Origin of the sequence: Mesorhizobium sp. M1328 (assembly GCF_040318075.1) — a bacterium.
GTDB lineage: Bacteria > Pseudomonadota > Alphaproteobacteria > Rhizobiales > Rhizobiaceae > Mesorhizobium.
In genome coordinates this window covers 233,254-254,733 of record NZ_JAMYLO010000004.1, presented here as the reverse complement: position 1 = coordinate 254,733, position 21,480 = coordinate 233,254, and the positions used below count along the sequence as shown (strand labels likewise).

Below are 21,480 nucleotides of genomic sequence, written 5' to 3'. Positions count from 1 at the left end.
AAGTCAAAACGGATATTGCGATCGCCAACACTGCGCCGTATGTCTCCGCGCGATGAGCGAGATCGAATTCCGTCGTGCCCAGGCGCCTGACCTGCCGGCGATCGTTGCAATGCTTGCCGACGATGTGCTCGGCGCAGACCGGGAAGACCCGTCCACGCCGCTTGCGCCATGCTATCTCGATGCTTTCAGCGCAATCGATGCCGATCCCAACCAGTTGCTGGCCGTCGCCGTCGACGCCGGGCAAGTGGTCGGAACGCTGCAGCTCAGCTTCCTTCCAGGCATTTCGAGGAAAGGCACCTGGCGCGGCCAGATCGAAGGCGTTCGCATCGCCCGGCAAAGGCGGTCCCGCGGGGTCGGCAAGCTGATGATCGAATGGGCGATTGAAACGTGCCGTTCGCGCAATTGCAGCTTCGTCCAGCTCACCACGGACAAAGGTCGACGGGAGGCGCACGCTTTTTACGAGCGCCTCGGTTTCACCGCCAGTCATCTCGGCTACAAGATGGCGCTGTAGATCAGCATTTCATCGAATTCAGCGCCGACCGCTCATCTTCGCTACCCCACTCTGGATGGAGCATTGACAAGCCGACCTTTCGCCCTGCTCCATCCGCTCGATGATTTACGACCGAACCTGGCTTGAAAAAACCTTTCGCGCAAAGCCCCGGCAGAAGTTCCTGTTCTTCTGGGGCCATCAGCCGTCCAAGGACGGCCGCATAACCACGTCGTGCTTCAGCCAGTGGTGGCATGCGCCCTTTACCGTCGATGGTCTGAGCTATCCGACTGCCGAACACTGGATGATGGCCGAGAAGGCACGCCTGTTCGGTGATGCTCAGACGGCAACACAAATCCTCGAGGCGGCGAGCCCCAAGCAGGCAAAGCAACTTGGCCGCCAGGTGAGCGGCTTCGATGGCACCAAATGGGATGCCGACAAATATCGCATCGTCACCGAAGGGAGCTTTCAGAAGTTCCGCCAGAACGCGGCGCTGCGCGAATATCTGCTGTCGACGCATGACCGGGTGCTGGTCGAGGCGAGCCCCGTCGACCGGGTGTGGGGCATCGGCCTTGCGGCGGATGACGAGAGGGCGGTGAACCCGCTGCTGTGGCGCGGCGAGAACCTGTTGGGATTCGCGCTGATGCAGGCCCGCGATCGGCTGCGCGGCTGAACATTGCCGCCCTCTCGTCATCTGCGGCAGCCTCCGCGCTGCTTGACAATCCGCCGGCGATGTTCTCTTTATGTTCTCATCACAACTCGAGACAATGCGGCGTTCGAACCGCCGCGGGCGAACGGGCCGGATGGAAGCCAACATCCTCCACGCGGATCTGGATGCCTTCTATGCCTCGGTCGAACAATTGCTCGACCCGGCCTTGCGCGGCAAGCCGATTGCCGTCGGCGGCGGGGTAGTGCTTGCCGCATCCTATGAAGCCAAGGCGTTCGGCGTGCGCGGCGGCATGCCGGGACGGCGAGCGCGGGAACTCTGCCCGCAACTCATTTTCGTCGGCGGCCATTTCAAGGACTATCAGCGGCTGGGCGATGCGGCCATCAAGGTGCTCGGCGATTTCACGCCGGTGGTCGAGCGGATTTCCATTGACGAGGCCTTTGCCGACGTCGCCGGCTGCACCCATCTGTTCGGCTCGCCGGCCGAGATCGCCAGCAAGATCCGCCGCCGCGTGCGGGCCGAGCTCGGCTTGCCGATCTCGGTCGGCGTAGCCCGCACCAAGCATCTGGCCAAGATCGCCTCACAGGTCGCAAAGCCCGACGGGCTGGTGGTGGTCGATCCGCGCCACGAGCTGGAGTTCCTGCACCACCTGCCGGTCGAGCTGATGTGGGGCGTCGGCCCGGTCACCAGGGAGCGGCTGGCCGGCATCGGCGTCAACACCATCGGCGAGCTGGCCAAGACCAACAGTGGCGCGCTGGAGCGCCTGCTCGGGCCGGCGGCCGGAGAAAAACTCAACGCGCTGGCGTGGAACCGCGATCCGCGCAAGCTCGAGACGCAGCGCCGCGCGCGATCGGCCGGCGCGCAATCGGCGCTTGGCCGAAAACCGGCCGACGAGGACGTCTTCGTACCCGCTTTGCTGCATCTGGCCGACAGGGTCGCCACGAGGTTGCGGGCGAAATCCCGGCCCGGCCGCACCGTCACGGTTCGCGTCCGCTTTGCCGATTTGCGATCGGTGACGCGCTCGATCACGCTCGACCAGCCGATATCGGCAACCGCCATGCTGGCCGAGATCGCCGAGGCGCTGGTGCGCAAGGTGCTTATCGATCATCCGCATGAAAAGACCATCTCGCTGCTGGCGATCGCCGTATCGCATCTGGAGCAGCATGCCGGCCTGCAACTGGAACTGCCGCTCGGGCTCGACGACGACCGCCGCCGCCCCGGCACCAGGAAGGGCGCGGCGCGCTGGACCGCAGATCGCGCCGTCGACAAGATCCGGGACCGCTTCGGCTGGGAGGCAGTCGGCTACGCCTCGGTCGCGCTCGGACTACGGCGGTCGGTTCCCGACGCGTTTCGGGAGCTGGCCGAGAAGGAGCTGTGAGTTGTGCGGCCGGGGCGAAAGAAGACTATCCGACAGGAGCCAGGGGCGATACGGCCGGCCCGTTCAAGGCCGTGCCGTCGACGGCAAAATGCGAGCCGTGGCAGGGACAGTCCCAGCAGCGTTCCAACGAGTTCCAATGGACATGGCAGCCGGCATGGGTGCATGAGGCCGAGCGCTTGTGGAGCGTGCCGTCCTCATCGCGGAAAGCCGCCACTTTGGTAAGTCCCTCGCGGACGATGGCGCCCTCTCCCGGCCGCAGCTTATCGGCGGAATCGATTTCGCCAGGAGCGACATACTCGGCAAAACTCCTGATCGTTGTCGCATTCTCCGCCAGATAGTCGCCAATCGCGCGTGCCGTCTTGCGGGAGGGTTCGTAAAGTTCCCGCCAAGGGCTTTCCCCCTTCAGGATCAGGTCGGAAATCAGTTGGCCGGCAACAACTCCATGGGTGATGCCCTGACCGGAATCGCCGGTAGCCACGAAGACACGCCGGTCGCCGGGATTGCGGCCGATGAAGCCGGCATAGTCGACGGTCTCCATTACCTGCCCGGACCATCGATTGGCCTCGGTGCCGATATCGGGCACCAACCCTTTGATCCAGTCCGCCAAGGCCGCGAAGCGGTCGTCGGCATCGTCGGCCTGCCCTGTCTTGTGGTCCTCACCACCGACGATCAGAAAGTCGGTTTTGCCTTCACCAGGCTGCAGGCGAACGTAGTGATAGGGATCCAGCGTGTCCCAATAGAGTGCATCCGGCAAAACGTTGCGCGCGATCTCGAACGACATCGCGTAGGTCCGATATGGCGCTTGCTTGGTGTGGAGCGCGACCCGATCGTTGATCGGCGAATTGGTGGCGACAACGGCCGATCTGGCAGACACGGTAAAGCCCGAGACCGTGCTTACGCGGACGCCGCCGTCGGTCTCCTCGACCTTGTCGACGATGGTCTCCGCATAAAGCGCGCCGCCGCGCGCGCGAATGCCAGCAGCGAGCCCGCGGAGATATTTGAGCGGGTGAAATGTCGCCTGATTGGCGTAGCGAAGGACGGGCGCATCCGAAAAGCCTGCAAACGGCACGCCTGCGGTTTTCTCGACGTCGACACCGATTTTCCGGGCGGCGTCCAGTTCCCGCTCGATGACGGATTCCTTTCTGCCTGACGCCGGAAACAGGAAGCCGTCGAGGCGGCGGAAATCACATGTGATGCCCTCCACCTCCTGGATCGATTGGATACGGTCGATAGCGGCCGACTGGCTTCGGTAGTAAATTCGCGCCAGTTCCTCGCCGCGCAATTTGATCAGTTCCGAAAAGTAGTCGTCGCAGATCGATGACAGATGCGCGGTGGTGCGGGCCGTCATGCCGCTTCCGATCCGGCCGCGATCGAGCACCGCCACCTTTTGCCCGGCGATGGCCAGTTCGTAGGCGACCGACAGTCCGGCAATGCCAGATCCGACGACCACGACATCGACCTGTTCACTCCGCTCGAGCGGAACCGCCTCAGGCGCGACTTCGGTTGCCGCCCAAAGCGATACAGTCCTTTCATCGCTGACATTCATGGCGGAACTTCCAGACGCGATAGCCGGTAAACGGACGCGAGGGTTCAAAGTTCCTCGGGACCTTTGACGCCATGGTGCTCAGTGTCGTCCGGGACGGCCGAGGGGAAAACCCAGAGCGGAGCTCGGATATGTTTCCGGCCCCTCAGCCCTCCACCACCTGGAAATGCAGCCGGGCCTGCATCTGGAATTGCCGCTCGGGCTCGACGACGACCGCCGCGGCCCCGGCACCAGGAATGGCGCGGCGCGCTGGACCGCAGATCGCGCCGTCGACAAGATCCGCGACCGCTTCGGCTGGGAGGCGGTCGGCTACGCCTCGGTCGCGCTCGGACTACGGCGGTCGGTTCCCGACGCCTTTCGCGAACTGGCCGAAAAGGAGTTGTGAGCCGGCCTGGCCGGGGCAGTGCGATACACTTTGCGTCAGGAGGGATCGTTTCCTGCAAACGCGACATTCGAGGCGGCCCTGGTCGTCAGACCAAAAGCGTTGCGCTGCCCCAGGCGATCAGGGCGATGCCGGCCGCCCGGCCAACCCACTGGCCGACAGGAAACACCTTTTCGACCAGCACCCGCGAAGGTCCCGAAATGACCCAGAAGCGGGCGTTCGGCAGCGATCCGAGCAGCAACGATTTGGCAGGACCGGAAATCGGCATGGAATGCTGCAATCATCATCATGTCCCGTCCAAGTTGTGGACACTTCCTTCTCAAAGGCGCACTCTTGGCATGCGAAACGCGAGCCAGAGTTTCGTCCAACGCTTCACATGCCTGACTTGCGTCGGTGATTGTCTGACCTATGCGGATACTTCCGGATGGGCAGACCTCACATTGTGTCGCCTATCCGTGATCAGGCTACGGCCTAAGGCACGTTGCAGCCTGTTCCGGATCAACTGGGAGGTAAACAACATGCCTGATTTTCAGCGCAGAGAACTTCTTGTTCAAGGAAGCGCGGCTCTTGCCGCAATTGCTGCTCTCTATACCTCGCGTCGGGCTTACGCTTTTCCAACACGGCCGAGCGAGGAAGTTATTCCGTGGCTGGATCAGCCGACCAAAAATCCCGATCCGGTGGGTATCCAGAAGCAGCTTGTCTGGGAGGATTTGGACAGCTGGATAACGCCAAACGACAAGTTCTTCAGCATCTCGCATTTCAACCGACCAACGATCGACGAGAAGACATGGTCGATGGAGATCGGAGGCCTGGTCAAGAAGCCCTTGGAGTTAACGCTCGCCGACATCAAGGCGCGACCGCGGCAGGAGGTCGTTTTCACAGTGGAATGCTCGGGCAACCACGGATTTCCCTTTTTCACCGGCGGCATCGGCAATGCCCGTTGGGCAGGTACGCCGCTCGCCCCGATCCTCGAGGAAGCCGGTGTTCTGGAGAAGGGCATCGAGGTCGTCTTTTTCGGTACCGACACAGGCGAGATCCCGATACGCGACGTAAAGATGAAGCAGAACTTCGCTCGTAGCTTGTCGCTCGCCGACGCGATGACCCCCGACAATCTCCTCTGCTATGAAATGAATGGAGCCGCCTTGCCGGCGGCCAATGGCTTCCCGGTACGGCTCATTGCTCCAGGCTGGTACGGGATCGCCAACGTCAAGTGGCTAAAACGCATCGAGGTTCGCGATACGCGGTTCATGAGCCTTCTGATGGCCCGTGACTATGTCACCATCCGGGAGGAGGACCACAACGGCGAGACCGTATGGGCCGAGACTTCAGTCGGGCGAGCGCTGATAAAGTCCGCGCCTGCGAAGGTTACCCGGAAAGACTCAGATTACCGCGTCGTTGGGGCAGCCTGGGGGGCGCCGATCGACCGGGTCGAAGTGCAAATCGATCAGGGGCCTTGGGCACCAGCGACCATTGACCACAGTGAGGAGGCAGAACACGCCTGGAAAATCTGGTCCCTGGCTTGGGCAAATCCCTCTCCTGGAGAACACACGGTGACCTCGCGCGCGGTCAGCACCACGGGACAAATTCAACCGGCGATGGACGATCCCTTGATTGCCAAGAAACACACATACTGGGAAAGCAATGGCCAGGTGACGCGCCGCGTGCGTATCGGCTAGAGCATTTTGCAGCCAAATGGAATCATTTGGCGTCCGCATAAATGCGGCAAAACAGATAGTTAGAGCGGGTTGCCGGTTCCAAGAGAACCGGATCCGCTCTAAGAACTTGCTGCCATATGGCAATTGCGTTTGGGTCACCCAGGAGGAGGCTGCCTGATCCGAAAGCTCGCACCGCTCTATATCGAGCATGACGGGTGTAGGCCGTAGATCCTCTTCGCGACGATACCGCTCCCCGAAATCGGAAGCGGAGCCCTTCACCTCTCGACGGCCCTGATCTCCGCGTCGACCAGGCACCAGGGCGCATAGCGGAAGTCGCGGATCTGGATGACCTCCTCGCCCGCCCATTCGACCAGCATGAAGCCGCGCACGGCGCCGTCGGCCGCTTGCGGCTCGCGGATGAGGATCGCCGGCCTGCCGTCGACGAAGCCGAGCGACAATGTCCAGTCGCTGATACGGTCGTAATTGCCGAAATAGGTCGACGCCTGGGCCTTGCCGCGCAGGCGGACGCGGTTGACGACATCGAGCCGGACGTCCTCGGCGATCAGTGCCCTGACCGCGTCGAAGTCGCGCGCGTTGAACAGGTCGACATAGCGCCGCAGCCGGCGCTCGTCGTCGGCGTCGAGCCTCGGGGCGAGCGCCTGCTCGGGCTGCAGCGCCAGCAGCTTGAGCTGCGCCCGCCCGCGATGCAGTGCCGCCTTGGTGGCGGCGAGCGTCGCGCCGGTCACTTCGCAGGTCTCGTGCAGGCTGAGGCCGAGCACGTCGACCAGGATCACGGCGCTGCGCTGCGGCACCGAAAGCTGCATGAAGGAGCGCAGGCCGGTCTGGGCGGCGAGCCGGCTGTCGGCGCTGCCGGAAGGATCCTCGATCACGCTCATGTCGGCCTCGGTCATGCGCGACCTTTCCCGATTGCGCCGCCGCAGGTGATCCTGCGCGGCATTGTGGGCGATACGAAACAGCCATTGCTCCGGCCGTTCGACCATGGCGCCCCCGTCGATCGCCTGCAGCGCCTTGATCAGCACCTCCTGGACGATGTCCTCGCCGTCGATCACCGAGCCGGCCATGCGCGCGCAGTAGCGATGCAGCCTTGGCCGCAACCCGACGAGCATCGCCTCCAAAATCGCCCTGTTCATTTTCGGCGTAGCATCCCGTTTCTGCGCGAGCGGCATGGCAGGCGCTATCCCGCCTTGTGATCCGCCAGCATACGGTAATTGCCGACGACTTTGACAGGCGATCGCATTGCCGGGGTCGAACGGCGTTCGGCGTGGTTTTCCGCAAATGCCTTGAAGGCGGCAAGCCCGGTCAGCGCCGACGAATCGCCGTCCTGGCCGACGATGTGGACGAACGAGCCGTCGTCCAGCTCGAGCACGAGATAGCGCACCGTCGGCGGTGCAGCCTCGCCCAGCGCTTCGAACACTTTTTCGACCAGCGCGCGATTATCTTCCAGGTCGGCTTGGTTCACACCGTATCGAATGAGCGCGTAGTCCATTGTCGTCTCCTGATTGGTTGGTATGAACGAAGGACGACCGGCTGCGCTGAAAAGATTCTCCTTGCCGAAGAATCTTTTCGGTTGCCCGCATCGTCTTTCCCGCGTGGGCGGCTGCGCGGCAGCCATCAAGCAGGAGAGACGAATCATGCATATCCAGTTTGCCGAGCTTCCGGTATTCGACCAGGATCGAGCCAAGGCGTTCTACACCAGGCATCTCGCCTGTCAGGTGCTGGCCGACCAGAAGATGGGTGATGGCGGCTGGCGCTGGATCGAGCTGGCATTTCCGCATGCCGTGACGAACCTGCATTTCATCAGCCGCGCCGACGACGCCCCCGGCGCGGAGCCCGTATTGGTGCTGGTCGACGAAAATGTCGGAGCAATGATCGCGGCGTTGAAGGCGGGCGGCGTCGAGATCATCACCGAACCGCATGAGGCGTCTTGGCAGCCGGGACGCACGGTGGCGGAGTTTCGCGACAGCGAAGGCAACCGCATGGTCCTCGCCAGCCGATAAGCCACCGGAGCCCTCTGTCCGGCGGGGCGTCGTACCTAAGTCCTACCTCCGGCCGGACCATTGGCCCTGCTTCCTTCGTGTTATTATTTCGTGACCTCTGCGCGCCGGAACCTTCCCTTGCATCGGGCGTTCGGGCGCTGTATTCGCGATGCCTCATATTTAGGCAGGCGGAGGAAATGCGAATAAGGGTGGGTGGCGAAACAAACATGGGCCGGGGAGGAGCATCTTACCATGTCGAACCGAAAAATCGGAATGTCCCACAGTTTGGGGCTGCGCGTTGCTGACCTCAAATCCAGAATGCAAAGTGCCCAGATTACCGAGCACGAGATCAAGACGTTTCAAAAGGTTGCCGCCATCATGGGCGGCGCCGAAGGCTCACTGCGCCTCGACGCGGACGATCTGATTGCCGCGTCCTTCCTTGTCGATCCCTTGGACGATCTCCCGCTCTCCAGTTGAAAGCACTGACCGCAGGTCGAAATCCTATCGGGTTTGAACCTGCGATTGCTGGCGGCGGAGCATCCGCCAGCCCAAGCCGCATGCGAGGATGACGTTGGCCAGCGCCAGACCGGAAAGCGCGGCCAACGTCCCGTGCGGGCCGAAGCGCTCCAGCAGCAATGCGCCGGCCGAGGGTGCCGCTGCCTGGGCAATCAGGCTCGGCATGGCGAGGCGGCCCATCAGCTTCGCATAGCCGTTCGAGCCGAACAGCGCGAGCGGCAGCGTTCCCCGCGCGATGGATTCGAGGCCGATGCCCGCGCCGTAGAAGCCGAGCGCCAACGGGATGACTGGCATGCCGGCCCAGAGCGCCGAAACGCCGATCGCGACGAAGGTAACCGAGGCAAACTTGGTCAGGATCGGATGGTGGTAGCGCGCGATGGTCATCTCGATCGCACGCGCCGCCACTTGGGACGGGCCGACCAGCGCGCCGAGCCCGACGGCAGCGGCCAGCGCCATGCCGCTGCCTTGCAGGATGGTGAGCAGATGCACCGACAGCGTCGAGGAGATCAGCGCCGCAAGCGTAAGTGTCGCGGCCAGAACGATCATGATCGACAGATCGGGATTGCCATCGAGAGCCGGCGTCGCCTGGTTCAATCCCGGTTTGACTGGCGGTTTCGGCGCCTCGCGGGGCAGGATCACCAGATAGAGCGGAAGGGCAATCACCAACTGAACAGCCGCGTACACCAGGCAGGTACCGCGCCAGCCGACTTCCTCCAGCAGAAAGGCCGAGATCGGCCAGCAGATTGTGCTGGCAAAACCGCCGAACAGCGTCAGCGTGGTGATGGCGGAGCGCGCACCATGGCCGTAGTGGCGGCCAAGCGTTGCGAAAGCGGCATCGTAGAGCCCCGCCCCCATGCCCAGGCCGATGATCAGCCAGGCAGCGATGTACGCCGCAAGGTTGGGGGCAACGGCCAGCCCAACCTGGCCGACTCCGATGCATCCAGCGCTGAACGCCAGGACGTTGCGGCCGCCATGCCGCTCGATCGACGACCCGACGCGCGGAGAGATCAATCCCGCCACAAGCAAGCCAAGAGACAGGCCGCCGACAACCCATGCCAGCGGCCAGCCGGTATCGGAAGAGACCGCCGGCGCAATGACCGCTGGAAGATAGTAGGAAGACCCCCACGCCATGATCTGCGTCAGGCCAAGCGCGGTGATGATCGCGCCGCGGCTGCGCAAAATGGCCGGCGAAGGCGGCGAAAGGCTCATGCCGCGACGCCGCAGCCACAGCCGCCTTTGCCGACCGCCTTAGCCTCGACGTCGGCGACACAGCAGGCATCCACCGCTACCGGCGCCGGACCGCCGCAGCATCCCTTGTCGGCAATGCCGATCCGCGGCACGGTGCAGACGCCAGTCTCCGGCAGCACGAGCTGGACATTGTCGGCCGCAACCATGTCGCCGGCGATCGCCGCGGCGACCGAGCGCACCTGCTCATACCCGGTCAGCAGCAGGAAGGTCGGTGCGCGGCCATAGCTCTTGATGCCGACCGTGTAGAACCCGTGCTCGGGATGGCTGAGCTCGCGGTGGCCGTGCGGCGGCACGTCGCCGCAGGAGTGCTCGTTGGGATCGATCAACGGCGCCAGTGCCTTGACGCTTTCCAGCCACGGATCGAGCTCGAGCCGAAGCTCGCGGGTCAGCGACAGATCGGGGCGCTGTCCGGTCGCGGCGATGATGCTGTCGACCGGGCCAAGCGCCTGCAAGCCGTCCTTGGTCTGGCCTTCGACGACCAGCCGGCCGTTGGCATCGCGGATCGAGACAGCCGCAAAGCCCGTCACCAGCCTGACGCCGCCGCTCTCGGCGAGTTCGCGCACTTCGGCGCCGAGTTCGCCGCGTGCCGGCAATTGGTCTGCATCGCCGCCGCCATAGATGCGCACCAGGTCGGTGCCACGCGTTGTCCACATGAAAGCCGTGCCGGGCTCCACGTCCGCCAGGCTGGCGAGATCCAGCAAGGCATTGGCGGCCGAATGGCCGGAGCCGGCAACCAGCGTCGTCTTGCCGGCATAAAGGCTGCGATCGCGGCCGAGAATATCGGGTATGCCGTAGGCGATGCGGTCGGCAAACTCGGCTTCGCCTTCTGCAGGAATTCCGCCGGCGCCGAGCGGGTTCGGCATTTGCCAGGTTCCCGAAGCATCGATGACGGCACGGGCGCTGTCGCGTCTTGTACCATCGGCAGTCTCGACTGCCAGCATGAACGGCCGGTTTTCGCGTTCCTTGCTCAGCACTTTGTCGGCGCCCCAGCGCGAGATGCCGACGACCCGAGCGCCGGTTTCGATCGACGGTGACAATTGCGGAAGCTTTGCAAGCGGCTCGAGATAATCCGCGACGAGGTCGTTCGCGGTCGGGAATGCCTCGGGCTCCGGCATCCGCCAGTCATGCGCCTCGAGCAGGTTTCTAGCCGCCTGATCGACGCAATAGCGCCAAGGCGTGAACACCCGGACATGGCCCCAATCCCTGAGGTTGGATGCAACCGTATTGCCGGCTTCGTAGACTTTGACAGGAATACCCTGCGCGATGAGGTGGACCGCTGCCGCCAGGCCGACCGGCCCGGCGCCGATCACCGCGATGGGGAGTTTTTCGATCATCTCCATACCTTCCATCCTTCCGGTAATTTCGAATTATACTGCCAAAAAAATCACGCCGGCGTCTTGGCCGTCGCTTCCGCCGATGCCGGCGCACAGGTGGCGTCGGCGCAGCATTCGTCTGCGAGGTATCCGATGAGCCCGTTCATGGCGGGATAGTTGGCCCGGCAGATCAGCGTGGTCGCCTGGCGCTCCTGTGACACCAGGCCGGTGTCGACCAGCCGCTTGAGGTGATGCGACAGCGTCGAGGCAGCGATGCCCAATCTGTCCTGGATGCGCCCGACCGGCAGCCCCTCATCGCCCGCCCGCACCAGCGTCCGATAGAGCTGCAACCGCGTCGGGCTGCCGAGGGCTTCAAGTTGCGAGGCTGCTTTTTCGAGTTTCATGGAAATACGCTATTTCCAGAATCGCTGCACGTCAAGAGAATTTCGACAAAGATCGAAATAAGCTGATCTCTAGGCGACGCGCTTGCCGCTGGCGTCGATGACGACCTCGCCGTCCTCCTTGGTGAACGGGCCGATATCCGGATTGGGCAGGATATCGAGCACGGCTTCGGAGGGTCGGGCAAGCATGGTGCCGAGCGGCGTCACCACGATCGGCCGGTTGATCAGGATCGGATGCGCCAGCATGAAATCGAGGATCTCGTCGTCGCTCCACTTAGGGTCGCCCAGGCCAAGTTCGGCATAGGGCGTGCCCTTTTCGCGCAGCAATTGGCGCGGCGTCATGCCCATCGCTGCGATCAGCTCGACGAGCTTTTCGCGCGACGGCGGGTTTTTCAGATATTCGATCACCTCAGGCTCCTCGCCGGACCGCCTGATGATGGCAAGCGTGTTGCGCGAGGTGCCGCAATCGGGGTTGTGGTAGATGGTGATGGTCATCGCGCAGCTTTCATCTGTCCGGCTGGTTTCGGTTGGGCGAGCAGCCACCCTGCCAATGCCATGGCGAGCAACGCGCCCAAAAGTTCGGCGGCGATGAAGCCCGGCAGATCGGCGGGGCGGATGCCGGCAAAAGTATTGGAGAACGCTCGGGCGATGGCCACGGCCGGATTGGCGAAGGATGTCGATGCGGTGAACCAGTAGGCGGCGGTGATATAAAGCCCGACCAGCCAGGGGATCGAATCCGGGCGGGAACGCAGGCCGGCGAGGATGGTGAAGACCAGCCAGAAGGCGGCAACCAGTTCCGCAATCCATTGCCCGCTTCCGGTCCGCACCGTCGCCGACACTTGCAGGATCGGCAGTTCGAACATTGCATGCGCGAGCAACGTTCCAGCGATGCCGCCGGCAATCTGGGCGGCGACGTAAGCCAGCGCTGCCTTCGTTTCGATCTCACGTCGAAGCGCGAACACCAGCGTCACCGCCGGGTTGAAGTGCGCTCCGGAGATCGGCCCGAATATGGTGATGAGCACGACCAGGATCGCCCCGGTCGGCAAGGTGTTGCCGAGCAGGGAGACGGCGACATCGTTGCTCAGCCTGTCAGCCATGATGCCGGAACCGACAACGGTGGCGACCAACAGAGCCGTGCCGAGGGCCTCGGCAACAAGGCGGCGTGACAGATTGACCAAGACGAACCTTCTAGCAGTTGCAGGTCACAGCCTGGATCACAGGCTGGCAAAGTTCCGGCGCGCCATTGCAGCAGTCCTCCATGAGGTAGGCCAGCAGATCGCGAAAGCCGGTCATATCGGCAAAGTAGCGCACGCTGCGGCCCTCCCGTTCGGTCCGCACCAGGCCGGCATGCGACAGGATCTTGAGATGGGCGGATATGGTGTTCGGAAATGCGGCGAGCCGCGAGGCGATCTCGCCCGCAGCCACGCCCTCGGCGCCGGCCCGCACCAAAAGGCGAAAAACGTCCAGCCGGGTTTCCTGGCCGAGCGCGGCAAGCGCCGAAAGGGCGAGTGTCTTATCCATATTTCCAGGATTCCAGAAATGGGGAATAGAGTCAACGCGCCTCTGCCAGCGACCCAAGGCAATCGCTTCAGTTTTGAATTCGCCCTTTAAGCGTTTGCGTTGCCCCTCACCTGCCTGCCGGCATCCTCTCCCCGTATAGTGACGGGGAGAGGGGCCTCGTCATCGGTGATTTCGCCAAACATCAGCGGTGCAGAAACGACGCCAACGCTGCGGCCAGCCCCTTCTCCCCGTCACTATACGGGGAGAAGTGCCCGGCAGGGCGATGAGGGGCGGCGCCGACTTCGGCGAAGCTATCGCCTGTCCAAAGCGAGCGCCCGCTGCCCCTCGCCGGCTCGCCCGGCCAAATCAGCCAGGCACCGCGGCGGCGACCGCATCAGCGCGGCCAAGACCGGCAACCGCTTTCCTGACCCGCTCCAAATGCGCCTGGCGTCCGGCGGCCGAGACGCTGTCCATCCGGTAGAGCGCCAGGAATTTGGTTCGGCACAGCGGATGGCAGACGGAGCGGAAGCCGCGCAGCAGGGTCCGCCGGCCCGGTTGTCCCATGATCCACGACATCAGCGGCGTGGCGCCGCATGTGGTCATTGCCAACACCCGGCGTATTTGCCGCAATTTGGGCCGCGGACCGCGTCGAGCGGTCGGCATCTCGAAAGCGAAGCCCGGCACCAGCACGCGCTCCAGCCAGCCTTTCAGCATCGCCGGCAGGCCATACCACCAGGTCGGATAGATGAAGACGACCGCCTCCGCCCAGAGTAGTTCCTGCGCGTGTTCGTGCACCGGTTGCAGGTTCGCCGCCTTGTCGTGGTAACCGCGCCATTCCTGCGTGCGCATGACCGGATCGAAGCCGGTCGCATAGAGGTCGAGCAGGTGGACCTGATGGCCGCTTTCGGCAAGCGTCTCCAGCACCGTATCTCGCACCGCGCCGTTGAAGCTGTCGGTGCAGGGATGGCAATAGACGACGAGGACCTTCATCTGGCGCTCAGACCGGTCGGTCGCGAGAGGATCGCGGCGGTGCATGCAAGGGCATCACATGCAAACAAGCCACCCGCAGACGTAGTCGATCAGCTGTTTTCATGCGAAGCCCCGCAGCCCCCATATCAAGACGCAACACCTCCAGTCGCGTCAAGCCCCGCTCGTTCGCTCAAGGAAAATTGCGCAGACATGGGCTTGCTGCAGGGCGCTGTCCCGCATGCCTTGCGGTACTCTGCGGGATGCAGCGCTGCGGCGTATCATGCCCAAGAACTCCCAGCATTGTTCCCAGAATGTCTGCGCCCTAGCTTCGTGGCGTATCCAAAGCGTCAGGAGAAAAAGATGCAGACAGGAAAACTGGGCGGCAAGATCGCCTTGGTGACGGGTGCCTCCTCAGGCATCGGCGAGGCCACCGCCTTGGCATTGGCGGCCGAGGGCGCCACGCTGGCGATTGCCGCGCGGCGCGCCGAGCGCCTGGACGATCTGGCGAGGCGGATCCGTGAGACCGGCAGCGCGGCGCTGCCGATTGCCGTCGACGTCACCGACGACACGCAAGCCACGGCCATGGTCGAGCGGGTCCAGCAGGAGTACGGCCGGCTCGACATTCTGCTTGCGGTTGCCGGCGTCGGCGTCGCCGCGCCGTTCCGCAACACGACGCCGGAAGAATACCGCCGGATGGTCGACGTCAACATTCTCGGCCTGCTTTATCCGATCCATGCGGCACTGCCGTCGATGCAGCGGCAAGGCGCCGGCCACATCGTCGTCGTCTCGTCCGGCACCGGCCGTTATATCCACCCTTCGGTGGTTTATTCCGGCACCAAGCACGCCGTGAGCGCGATGGCGGAATCGCTGCGCCGCGAGATCGGCAAGGACGGCATCCGCGTCACCTGCATCGAGCCCGGCGCCGTCAAGACCGAGTTCACCCAGAATATGCGCGCCGATGTGCGCCAGGCGGTCGAGCAAAGGCTGGGCGATATGGAGCAGCTGGAAAGCGAGGACATCGCCGCCGCCATCCTGTACGCGGTAACGCAGCCGCCACGGGTCAACGTCAACATCCTGACGCTCTATCCGACGGAGCAGGCGTGAGGTCAGCCTGCAGACGTCGATGCGCTGCGCCACCCCCCCTCTGTCCTGCCGGACATCTCCCCTTCAAGGGGGGAGATCGGCAGCTTCGTCGGCAGCACTCTTTTTGCAACGTTCGCGATTGGCGAAATCAGGGGTGATATCCAATCTCCCCACCTGAGGGGGAGATGTCCGGCAGGACAGAGGGGGGTGCTGTCCCGCCAACCTTGCCCTGCTTCGACTATCCCCCGGTCATCAGCGTGAACACAAGCTGCCGCAACTTGCCGCCCGGGCCGAATTCGACCCGGTCGAAATCGAGGCTCGCCTGCCGCTGTGCCTGAGAGATTCCGGCGAGCCGTCTCGTCAATTCGGTCCTGATCTTGCTGCAGCCGCGGTCATCGGCGACGGTCAGGCCGATGGTGGCCGCCTCGATCTTGTGCACCATGTCGACGATGCTGGCGCCGTGCACCTTCTCGTGGGCGGCGAGGCCGGCTGCGAAAACCTCCCAGTTCTTCTGGATCGCGCCCGGCAGCCGCGCGGCCGGCTTCGGCAAGGTATAGGTGATGATCAGCTTCGGCCGCGCCGACACCAGCACGCAGGCGTCGCCTTGCGGCTGGTAGTCCCTCACCCAGGTCAGCTTGAAATTGGTATGCGCGATGACGCGGCGCTCGCCGAGCAGCGGCCCACGCCCGCCGATCGAGGCATAGAGCTCCGGACCGGATTGCCCTGAGATGGCATAGGTCTCGACCTTCTCGACCGCCTGCCAGCCGGCATGCGCCGGCGATGTCGGCAGGAAGGCGAGCAGCAGGCAAAGGCGAACGGCTGTTTTCATGCAAGTCCTCGCAGCCGCTGCGCACGACGCAAACGACATGCAGTTCCCTTCCGTGGACATAGCCCGCGGCCGGCTATAGTGGGATGCTCGTATACAAGAATCCACAGGCAACGCCATGTCGCCGCGACCGAACATTGCCCGGCAACGCCCTGCCCCCGGGACCCAGTCTCCCGGCGTCAGCCTCTGCCGCGCGCTGTCGAAGCTTGGCCTGTGCTCGCGCAAGCAGGCCGAGCTTCTGGTTGCCGAGGGGCGCGTGCGGGTCGCCGGCAAGATCGTGCGCAACGGCTCGATGCGCGTCGATCCAGGCCGCGACCGCATCGAGGTCGACGGCCGCCGCGTCGCCGCCGAGCGCAAGGTCTATCTGATGCTCAACAAGCCGCGTGGCCTGGTCACCACTCGCGACGACCCGCAGGACCGCGGCACCGTCTATGATTGCCTGGCAGGCCTCGACCTGCCCTTCGTCTCGCCGGTCGGCCGCCTCGACAAGGCCAGCGAAGGCCTGCTGTTGATGACCAACGACACGCGCTTTGCGCAGCGCCTGCTCGATCCCGCCTCGCATGTCGCCAAGACCTATCACGTGCAGATCGGCGCGCTGCCCGACGAGGCCATGCTGGCGCGGTTGCGCGCCGGCGCGACAGTCGACGGCGAATTGCTGACGGCCCGGTCCATCGAGCTGCTGCGCGGCGGCACCAGCACCGCCTGGCTGGAAATCGTGCTCGACGAGGGCCGCAACCGCCATATTCGCCGGCTGCTCGCCGCCCACGATATCGAGGTGCTGCGCCTGGTCCGGATCGCGATCGGCCCATTGCAGCTCGGCGACCTTGCCAAGGGCAAGACACGCCATCTGACTGCCGAAGAGCTGGCGCTGCTTCAGGCCTGAGCTGCTGGCGGCGACTCGATAGTCAGCCAGTCGAAGCCCAAGTGACGCAAGCAAGCAGCGCGGGGCGGACAGGGGTCGCCTTCGACTCCTGGCGGATGTTCCCGAACAGATCGCCCACACCGGTTCGAACGATACCAATCTCCATCGGTATTACATTCCGTCAGCACACAACAGATCGCAGCCGGCCGCTTTGATTTTCTGCATAAAGATCTTGAGCGATTCTTGGGCAGGCATGGGAAGCTGGCCAACCGACGGGACAAACAAATCGATCAGGGCCTGGCGATGGTCTGGAGAGATGCTCTGCGCGAGATAGGGACCATCTGCTCTTAGCGATTCAATAAGAACTATCTTGTTCCCCTGCTTCAGCGCCGGGTCAGCCAGAAAAATTGAGGCGCCACGAAACATTTTCTCTATGCCTCCTCGAGCTTTGGCACCGTTGGCTCGCAACATTTCGGCAGCGTTGGGTTGGTGCGCCAGGAAATCATTGAAAGCTAGCTGGGAAGCGGCAGCAGCCCGAAACACAAGTGCAAACGACTGCGTGGCTTCATCCTGCAAAGGCAGCGGGTTAGCCTGGCCATAGAGCGCGAGTAGCGACCCACTTCTGTCCATTACGAAAGACAGTGCTTCCAGGTCGCTCTCATCGTATGGCGGCGAACCTATCAAAGCCTCGCCGTCCCAAATCTTGTGCAGTAGATCCCGGTCCGTTGGATCTTCAAGATTTGGCAATTTGCCTTCAATCCGGCGCTGCTGCAAAAGTTCATCGAACTTGGCGAACAAATCCTTCGCATAAGCGCGGCCTGTTGGCGGAACATGGGCGTGCGCCCATGTGGAAAATAGGATTGCAAAAATCGACAACACCAAACATTTCATGGCCGTTCCTTTACTTGACTACCTTCAGTAGCGCGACAGCGTTGTCCAAATAATGCAAGGGATAGTCGATATTGTCGATCAACCGGCCGAGATTATTGAAGATATCATCGGATGTCAGCCCGAGTAACGGGCTTGTTCGGAGCGGCGTTCATGGCATTCACCGCCATGCATCCCCGGTCACGTCGACCGATCGCTTCGCATGATGGAAGATGATGCCGACGGCGTGGGCGTATGCCGGAGCGAAGCCGGCTGACGCCGTGCCTGAGATTGCAAACCGCCCGCTTCCAGCCAACGAAGTTATGCACAGAGCGAAGCATCGCTCCGTGCCCGGGCCGGTTTGATGAGCGTTCTCATGGATTTCGGCAAAATCCAGCCCATATTCCTAGATGTGGAGCTTTGAGCGTGAAACTCGCGCGTGCGGTCCTGCTTGCCGCGGCCTTCGTGGCTGTTGCGGCCGTTTGTCCCTCTTCCGCAACCGGAGAGGCGAACGGCCGGGAGAAAATTGTGTTGCGCGTCGAGATAGACGGCGCCATCGGTCCGGCGAGTGCCAGGCAGCTTGAGGAAGCGCTGGCGGTGGCCGCGGACCGAAACGCCCAGGCTCTCATCCTGCAGATGGACACGCCCGGCGGGCTGGTCACCAGCATGCGCGAAATGATCGCCGGCATCCTCGCCTCGCCGGTTCCCGTCATCGGCTATGTCGCGCCCGCCGGCGGGCACGCGGCGAGCGCCGGAACCTACATCCTCTACGCCACCCATCTAGCGGCGATGGCGCCCGGCACCAATCTGGGCGCGGCAACGCCGATCGAGATGGGCGGGCCGCTGCCATCGTTTCCCGGCGGCAAGAACGATGGCCCGGAGGCGGACAAGGACAAGAAGAACGCACCGGCGGGCGACGCGATGATCGCCAAGGCGACGAACGATGCCGTTGCCCTGATCCGCAGCCTGGCTGAATTGCGCGGGCGCAATGCCGAATGGGGTGAAAAGGCCGTGCGCGAGGCGGCCAGCCTATCGGCCGGCGCGGCGCTGCAGGAGCATGTCATCGACTTCGTCGCCCGCGACACCACCGAACTGCTTCAACTGGCCGACGGCCGGACCGTCGAGATCGCCGGCAAAAAAGAGGCATTGGCGACGAAAGGGCTGCCGGTTGAAACGCTTGAGCCAGGCTGGCTCATCCGGCTTCTCGCCGTCATCACGGACCCGAACATCGCCGTCATCCTGATGCTGGTCGGCGTCTATGGCCTCGTCTTCGAATTCACGAGCCCGGGCGCGGTCGCGCCCGGCGTGATCGGCACGATTTGCCTTCTGCTCGGGCTCTATGCGCTCAATCTCCTGCCGATCAGCTATGCCGGCCTTGCCTTGATGCTGCTTGGCATCATCTTCCTGGTCGTCGAAGCCTTGAACCCGACAGTGGTCCTTGGGCTGGGAGGCGTGGCTGCGTTTCTGCTGGGCGCTGCCATGCTGCTCAAGATCGAGGGGCCCGGCTTCGAGATGTCATGGGCCGTTATCGGCACCGCCGCCGTCCTGACGCTCGGCCTGGCGCTGTTGACCGGCAGCTATCTGTGGGCGGCCCGCAAGAACGTTCCGCGTGTTGGCGCACAGGCCATGCAGGGGCTGCCGGCGGAGGTCCTCGACTGGCAGGGCAGCGAGGGCCACGTGCTCGCCCGGGGCGAGCGCTGGCGGGCAAAAGCCGACGAACCGCTTGCGGTGGGCGACAGCGTCGAGGTGGCTGATGTCAGGGGTCTTGTGCTGACGATACGGCGCCGCAATGTGAGAAGCGATGGAGCAAGGCGATGATCATCGGTTATGTGGCCTATCTGGCAGCAGCGCTCGTCGTGGTCATGTTCCTATCCGCGGCCATTCGCATCCTGCGGGAATATCAGCGCGGCGTGGTCTTCACGCTCGGCCGCTTCACCGGGGTCAAGGGCCCCGGCCTTATCATCCTCATCCCCTTCGTGCAGCAGATGGTGAAGGTCGACCTGCGAGTGGTGGTCCAGGACGTCCCGCCGCAGGACGTGATCTCGCGCGACAACGTCTCGGTCAAGGTCAACGCGGTGCTGTATTTTCGTATCGTCGACGCCGAGCGGGCGGTGATCCAGGTCGAAGACTTCATGACCGCCACCAACCAGCTGGCACAGACCACGCTGCGCTCGGTGCTCGGCAAGCATGAGCTCGATGAAATGCTGGCCGAGCGAGACAAGCTCAACAGCGATGTCCAGGAGATTCTCGACCAGCGCACCGATGCCTGGGGCATCAAGGTCTCCAATGTCGAGATCAAGCATGTCGACCTCAACGAGAACATGATCCGTGCCATCGCCAAGCAGGCAGAGGCTGAACGGCTGCGGCGCGCCAAGGTGATCAACGCCGACGGCGAACAGCAGGCGGCGGCAAAACTCGTCGAGGCCGGCAAGATGCTGGCCGAGGAGCCGCAAGCCATGCAGCTGCGCTATTTCGAGGCCCTGCATGACATCGCCGGCGAACGCTCGTCGACGGTCGTGTTCCCGCTGCCGATGGATCTGCTCGGTCATTTCATCAAGCGGGGTGGTGGAGGCGGAGGCGCAGGCGGCGCGACCTAACAAGGCTTGGGTTCCTCGCCCCCGCAGAGCGGGGGAGAGGTGGCCGCGAAGCGGTCGGAGAGGGGGCCTACCGCACTCCTCCCTTTGAATTCATTGACGGCAGGGCGTCCCCCCTCTCCGTCTCGGCTTCGCCGAGCCACCTCTCCTCCACTATCGTGGGCGCGAGGAACCCAAGCTGGAATGAAAGCCGCGACTCCCTCTGTCGCCTTCGGCGACATCTCCCCTCAAGGCGGGAGATCAGCACCCTCACCTCCGCCACGGCGGGACCGGCGCAAAGCGTTTGCCGATCCAGTCGGCGAAGGCGCGTGTCTTGGCGGCTTGCCCCTTGGCCGAAGGCATGACGACATAGACGGCGCCCTCGTCGGCGAGCGTCCAGTCTTCCAGCACTGGCACCAGCCGGCCGTCTGCGAGCTCGCGTCCGACCAGCCAATCTGTGCTCATCATCAGCCCGACGCCTTGCACGGCGGCTTCGACCAGCACCTCGGCGTCGTCGGTGACCAGCGGGCCGGAAACCTCGATACTGACGCGGCGGCCCGTGCTGTCGGTCATCTCCCAGGCCGGAAAGGTCTGGAAGCCCGAGAAGCCGAGGCAGCTGTGTTCCAGCAGCGCCTCCGGCGCAGTCGGCGTGCCCCGGCGGGCGAGGTAGGACGGCGCGGCGCACAGCAGCCGCCGCCGTGTCGCGACCTTGCGCGCCACCAGCCGCGAATCCTGCAGCGCGCCGAGACGGACGGCGACATCGAAATTCTCGGCGACGAGATCGACGAAACGGTTGGAGAACTCGGCCTCGATACGGACGTCGGGGAATGCGGCGAGAAACTGTGGCAGCAGCGGGCCGATCCACATGCGCCCGAACGAGCCGGGCAGCGCCAGCCGCAGCACGCCGCGCGGCCCGCCGCCGGCATGCGCCGACGCGACAGCCTCGGCCTCGTCGACCGCGGCCAGGATGGCGCGGACCCGGGCGAGGAACTCCGAACCCGCCTCGGTCAGCGACACGCTTCGCGTCGTCCGATGCAGCAGGCGCACGCCCAACCGCTCTTCCAGCGAGGTAAGGCGCCGCGACAGGATCGTGGCGTCGCGGCCGATGCGAGCCGCCGCCTTGGTGAAGGAGCGTGCTTCGGCGATTGCCGCGAAGGCGGCCATTTCGGCCAATGCTGCCGGTTCGTACGATTGCTGCATCAGGCGCAGAGCT

At 63.9% G+C, this 21,480-nt stretch carries 25 protein-coding genes; 11 read left to right on the top strand and 14 right to left on the bottom strand.

The annotated features are described in order from the left end of the window. Window positions 1-52: 52 nt before the first annotated feature. The 3 genes from NKH23_RS12620 (at window position 53) to dinB (ending at window position 2,532) form a co-directional block, all read left to right on the top strand. Window positions 53-511, top strand: coding sequence for a GNAT family N-acetyltransferase (locus tag NKH23_RS12620; RefSeq protein ID WP_352915652.1), 459 nt, complete (start codon window positions 53-55; stop codon window positions 509-511). 100 nt (window positions 512-611) lie between these two features. Continuing rightward, complete coding sequence (ybiA, locus tag NKH23_RS12615) at window positions 612-1,160, top strand: riboflavin biosynthesis intermediates N-glycosidase (RefSeq protein WP_352915649.1); 549 nt, start codon at window positions 612-614, stop codon at window positions 1,158-1,160. Between the two features lie 130 nt (window positions 1,161-1,290). Continuing rightward, entirely contained in the window at window positions 1,291-2,532 is a 1,242-nt protein-coding gene (gene dinB, locus NKH23_RS12610; protein WP_352915645.1) for a DNA polymerase IV, read from the top strand. 25 nt (window positions 2,533-2,557) lie between these two features. On the opposite strand, the gene NKH23_RS12605 is transcribed toward dinB, so the two are convergent. Next, a complete protein-coding gene (locus tag NKH23_RS12605) occupies window positions 2,558-4,078 on the bottom strand; it encodes an FAD-dependent oxidoreductase (RefSeq protein WP_352915642.1) in 1,521 nt (506 codons plus the stop codon). A 163-nt stretch (window positions 4,079-4,241) separates the two neighbouring features. On the opposite strand from NKH23_RS12605, the gene NKH23_RS12600 reads away from it, so the two are divergent. Then, a complete protein-coding gene (locus NKH23_RS12600) occupies window positions 4,242-4,460 on the top strand; it encodes a hypothetical protein (protein WP_352915639.1) in 219 nt (72 codons plus the stop codon). Window positions 4,461-4,545: 85 nt separating this feature from the next. Here NKH23_RS12600 and NKH23_RS12595 read toward each other — a convergent pair whose 3' ends face one another. After that, window positions 4,546-4,725 carry a hypothetical protein gene (locus tag NKH23_RS12595; protein ID WP_352915636.1) on the bottom strand — a complete coding sequence of 60 codons (180 nt, stop codon included), beginning with the start codon at window positions 4,723-4,725 and terminating at the stop codon, window positions 4,546-4,548. Window positions 4,726-4,975: 250 nt separating this feature from the next. Between NKH23_RS12595 and NKH23_RS12590 the strand changes: the two genes are divergently transcribed. Continuing rightward, window positions 4,976-6,133: a sulfite oxidase gene (locus NKH23_RS12590; RefSeq protein WP_353034717.1), complete on the top strand. Its 1,158-nt coding sequence runs from the start codon at window positions 4,976-4,978 to the stop codon at window positions 6,131-6,133. A 254-nt stretch (window positions 6,134-6,387) separates the two neighbouring features. On the opposite strand, the gene NKH23_RS12585 is transcribed toward NKH23_RS12590, so the two are convergent. After that, window positions 6,388-7,263: a sigma-70 family RNA polymerase sigma factor gene (locus tag NKH23_RS12585; RefSeq protein ID WP_353034715.1), complete on the bottom strand. Its 876-nt coding sequence runs from the start codon at window positions 7,261-7,263 to the stop codon at window positions 6,388-6,390. Window positions 7,264-7,307: 44 nt separating this feature from the next. Next, on the bottom strand, window positions 7,308-7,766 hold the full coding sequence (locus NKH23_RS12580; protein ID WP_352721144.1) for a hypothetical protein: 459 nt from the start codon (window positions 7,764-7,766) through the stop codon (window positions 7,308-7,310). Between NKH23_RS12580 and NKH23_RS12575 the strand changes: the two genes are divergently transcribed. Beyond that, on the top strand, window positions 7,765-8,130 hold the full coding sequence (locus tag NKH23_RS12575; protein WP_352915628.1) for a VOC family protein: 366 nt from the start codon (window positions 7,765-7,767) through the stop codon (window positions 8,128-8,130). The two genes, NKH23_RS12580 and NKH23_RS12575, sit on opposite strands and share 2 nt — an antisense overlap. 231 nt (window positions 8,131-8,361) lie before the next feature. Beyond that, complete coding sequence (locus NKH23_RS12570) at window positions 8,362-8,586, top strand: hypothetical protein (RefSeq protein ID WP_352915707.1); 225 nt, start codon at window positions 8,362-8,364, stop codon at window positions 8,584-8,586. A 24-nt stretch (window positions 8,587-8,610) separates the two neighbouring features. Here the strand turns inward: NKH23_RS12570 and NKH23_RS12565 are convergent, their stop codons facing one another. The 7 genes from NKH23_RS12565 to NKH23_RS12535 form a co-directional block, all read right to left on the bottom strand. Next, window positions 8,611-9,834, bottom strand: a complete 1,224-nt coding sequence (locus NKH23_RS12565; RefSeq protein ID WP_353034713.1) for an MFS transporter — start codon at window positions 9,832-9,834, stop codon at window positions 8,611-8,613. Continuing rightward, window positions 9,831-11,207 (bottom strand): NAD(P)-binding domain-containing protein, encoded by a 1,377-nt coding sequence (locus NKH23_RS12560; protein WP_352915623.1) that lies wholly within the window; start codon window positions 11,205-11,207, stop codon window positions 9,831-9,833. Before NKH23_RS12560 ends, NKH23_RS12565 begins: the two co-directional genes overlap by 4 nt. A gap of 50 nt (window positions 11,208-11,257) precedes the next feature. Beyond that, complete coding sequence (locus tag NKH23_RS12555; RefSeq protein ID WP_352721136.1) at window positions 11,258-11,590, bottom strand: ArsR/SmtB family transcription factor; 333 nt, start codon at window positions 11,588-11,590, stop codon at window positions 11,258-11,260. 69 nt (window positions 11,591-11,659) lie between these two features. Continuing rightward, window positions 11,660-12,082, bottom strand: a complete 423-nt coding sequence (arsC, locus tag NKH23_RS12550; protein WP_352915619.1) for an arsenate reductase (glutaredoxin) — start codon at window positions 12,080-12,082, stop codon at window positions 11,660-11,662. Then, the gene (locus NKH23_RS12545; protein ID WP_352915616.1) at window positions 12,079-12,765 is read right to left on the bottom strand and encodes an aquaporin; all 687 of its coding nucleotides are present in this window, start codon (window positions 12,763-12,765) and stop codon (window positions 12,079-12,081) included. Before NKH23_RS12545 ends, arsC begins: the two co-directional genes overlap by 4 nt. 10 nt (window positions 12,766-12,775) lie before the next feature. Beyond that, window positions 12,776-13,108: an ArsR/SmtB family transcription factor gene (locus NKH23_RS12540; protein ID WP_352915613.1), complete on the bottom strand. Its 333-nt coding sequence runs from the start codon at window positions 13,106-13,108 to the stop codon at window positions 12,776-12,778. Between the two features lie 345 nt (window positions 13,109-13,453). Further along, window positions 13,454-14,077, bottom strand: coding sequence for an NAD(P)H-dependent oxidoreductase (locus NKH23_RS12535; protein ID WP_352915610.1), 624 nt, complete (start codon window positions 14,075-14,077; stop codon window positions 13,454-13,456). A 339-nt stretch (window positions 14,078-14,416) separates the two neighbouring features. Here NKH23_RS12535 and NKH23_RS12530 point away from each other — a divergent pair, with 339 nt between their 5' ends. Further along, window positions 14,417-15,160, top strand: coding sequence for an SDR family oxidoreductase (locus NKH23_RS12530; protein ID WP_352977355.1), 744 nt, complete (start codon window positions 14,417-14,419; stop codon window positions 15,158-15,160). 217 nt (window positions 15,161-15,377) lie between these two features. Here the strand turns inward: NKH23_RS12530 and NKH23_RS12525 are convergent, their stop codons facing one another. Next, window positions 15,378-15,968 carry a DUF922 domain-containing Zn-dependent protease gene (locus NKH23_RS12525; RefSeq protein ID WP_352977354.1) on the bottom strand — a complete coding sequence of 197 codons (591 nt, stop codon included), beginning with the start codon at window positions 15,966-15,968 and terminating at the stop codon, window positions 15,378-15,380. A 115-nt stretch (window positions 15,969-16,083) separates the two neighbouring features. Between NKH23_RS12525 and NKH23_RS12520 the strand changes: the two genes are divergently transcribed. After that, window positions 16,084-16,848, top strand: a complete 765-nt coding sequence (locus NKH23_RS12520) for a pseudouridine synthase (RefSeq protein WP_352915602.1) — start codon at window positions 16,084-16,086, stop codon at window positions 16,846-16,848. Between the two features lie 150 nt (window positions 16,849-16,998). Here the strand turns inward: NKH23_RS12520 and NKH23_RS12515 are convergent, their stop codons facing one another. Continuing rightward, the gene (locus NKH23_RS12515) at window positions 16,999-17,718 is read right to left on the bottom strand and encodes a cytochrome P450 family protein (RefSeq protein ID WP_292664853.1); all 720 of its coding nucleotides are present in this window, start codon (window positions 17,716-17,718) and stop codon (window positions 16,999-17,001) included. A gap of 402 nt (window positions 17,719-18,120) precedes the next feature. On the opposite strand from NKH23_RS12515, the gene NKH23_RS12510 reads away from it, so the two are divergent. Both NKH23_RS12510 and NKH23_RS12505 read left to right on the top strand, forming a co-directional pair. After that, window positions 18,121-19,512, top strand: coding sequence for an NfeD family protein (locus NKH23_RS12510; protein ID WP_352915599.1), 1,392 nt, complete (start codon window positions 18,121-18,123; stop codon window positions 19,510-19,512). Continuing rightward, window positions 19,509-20,291, top strand: coding sequence for a slipin family protein (locus tag NKH23_RS12505; RefSeq protein ID WP_352721120.1), 783 nt, complete (start codon window positions 19,509-19,511; stop codon window positions 20,289-20,291). Before NKH23_RS12510 ends, NKH23_RS12505 begins: the two co-directional genes overlap by 4 nt. A 246-nt stretch (window positions 20,292-20,537) precedes the next feature. Here the strand turns inward: NKH23_RS12505 and NKH23_RS12500 are convergent, their stop codons facing one another. Then, a complete protein-coding gene (locus NKH23_RS12500) occupies window positions 20,538-21,467 on the bottom strand; it encodes a LysR family transcriptional regulator (RefSeq protein ID WP_352915597.1) in 930 nt (309 codons plus the stop codon). Window positions 21,468-21,480 lie beyond the last annotated feature (13 nt).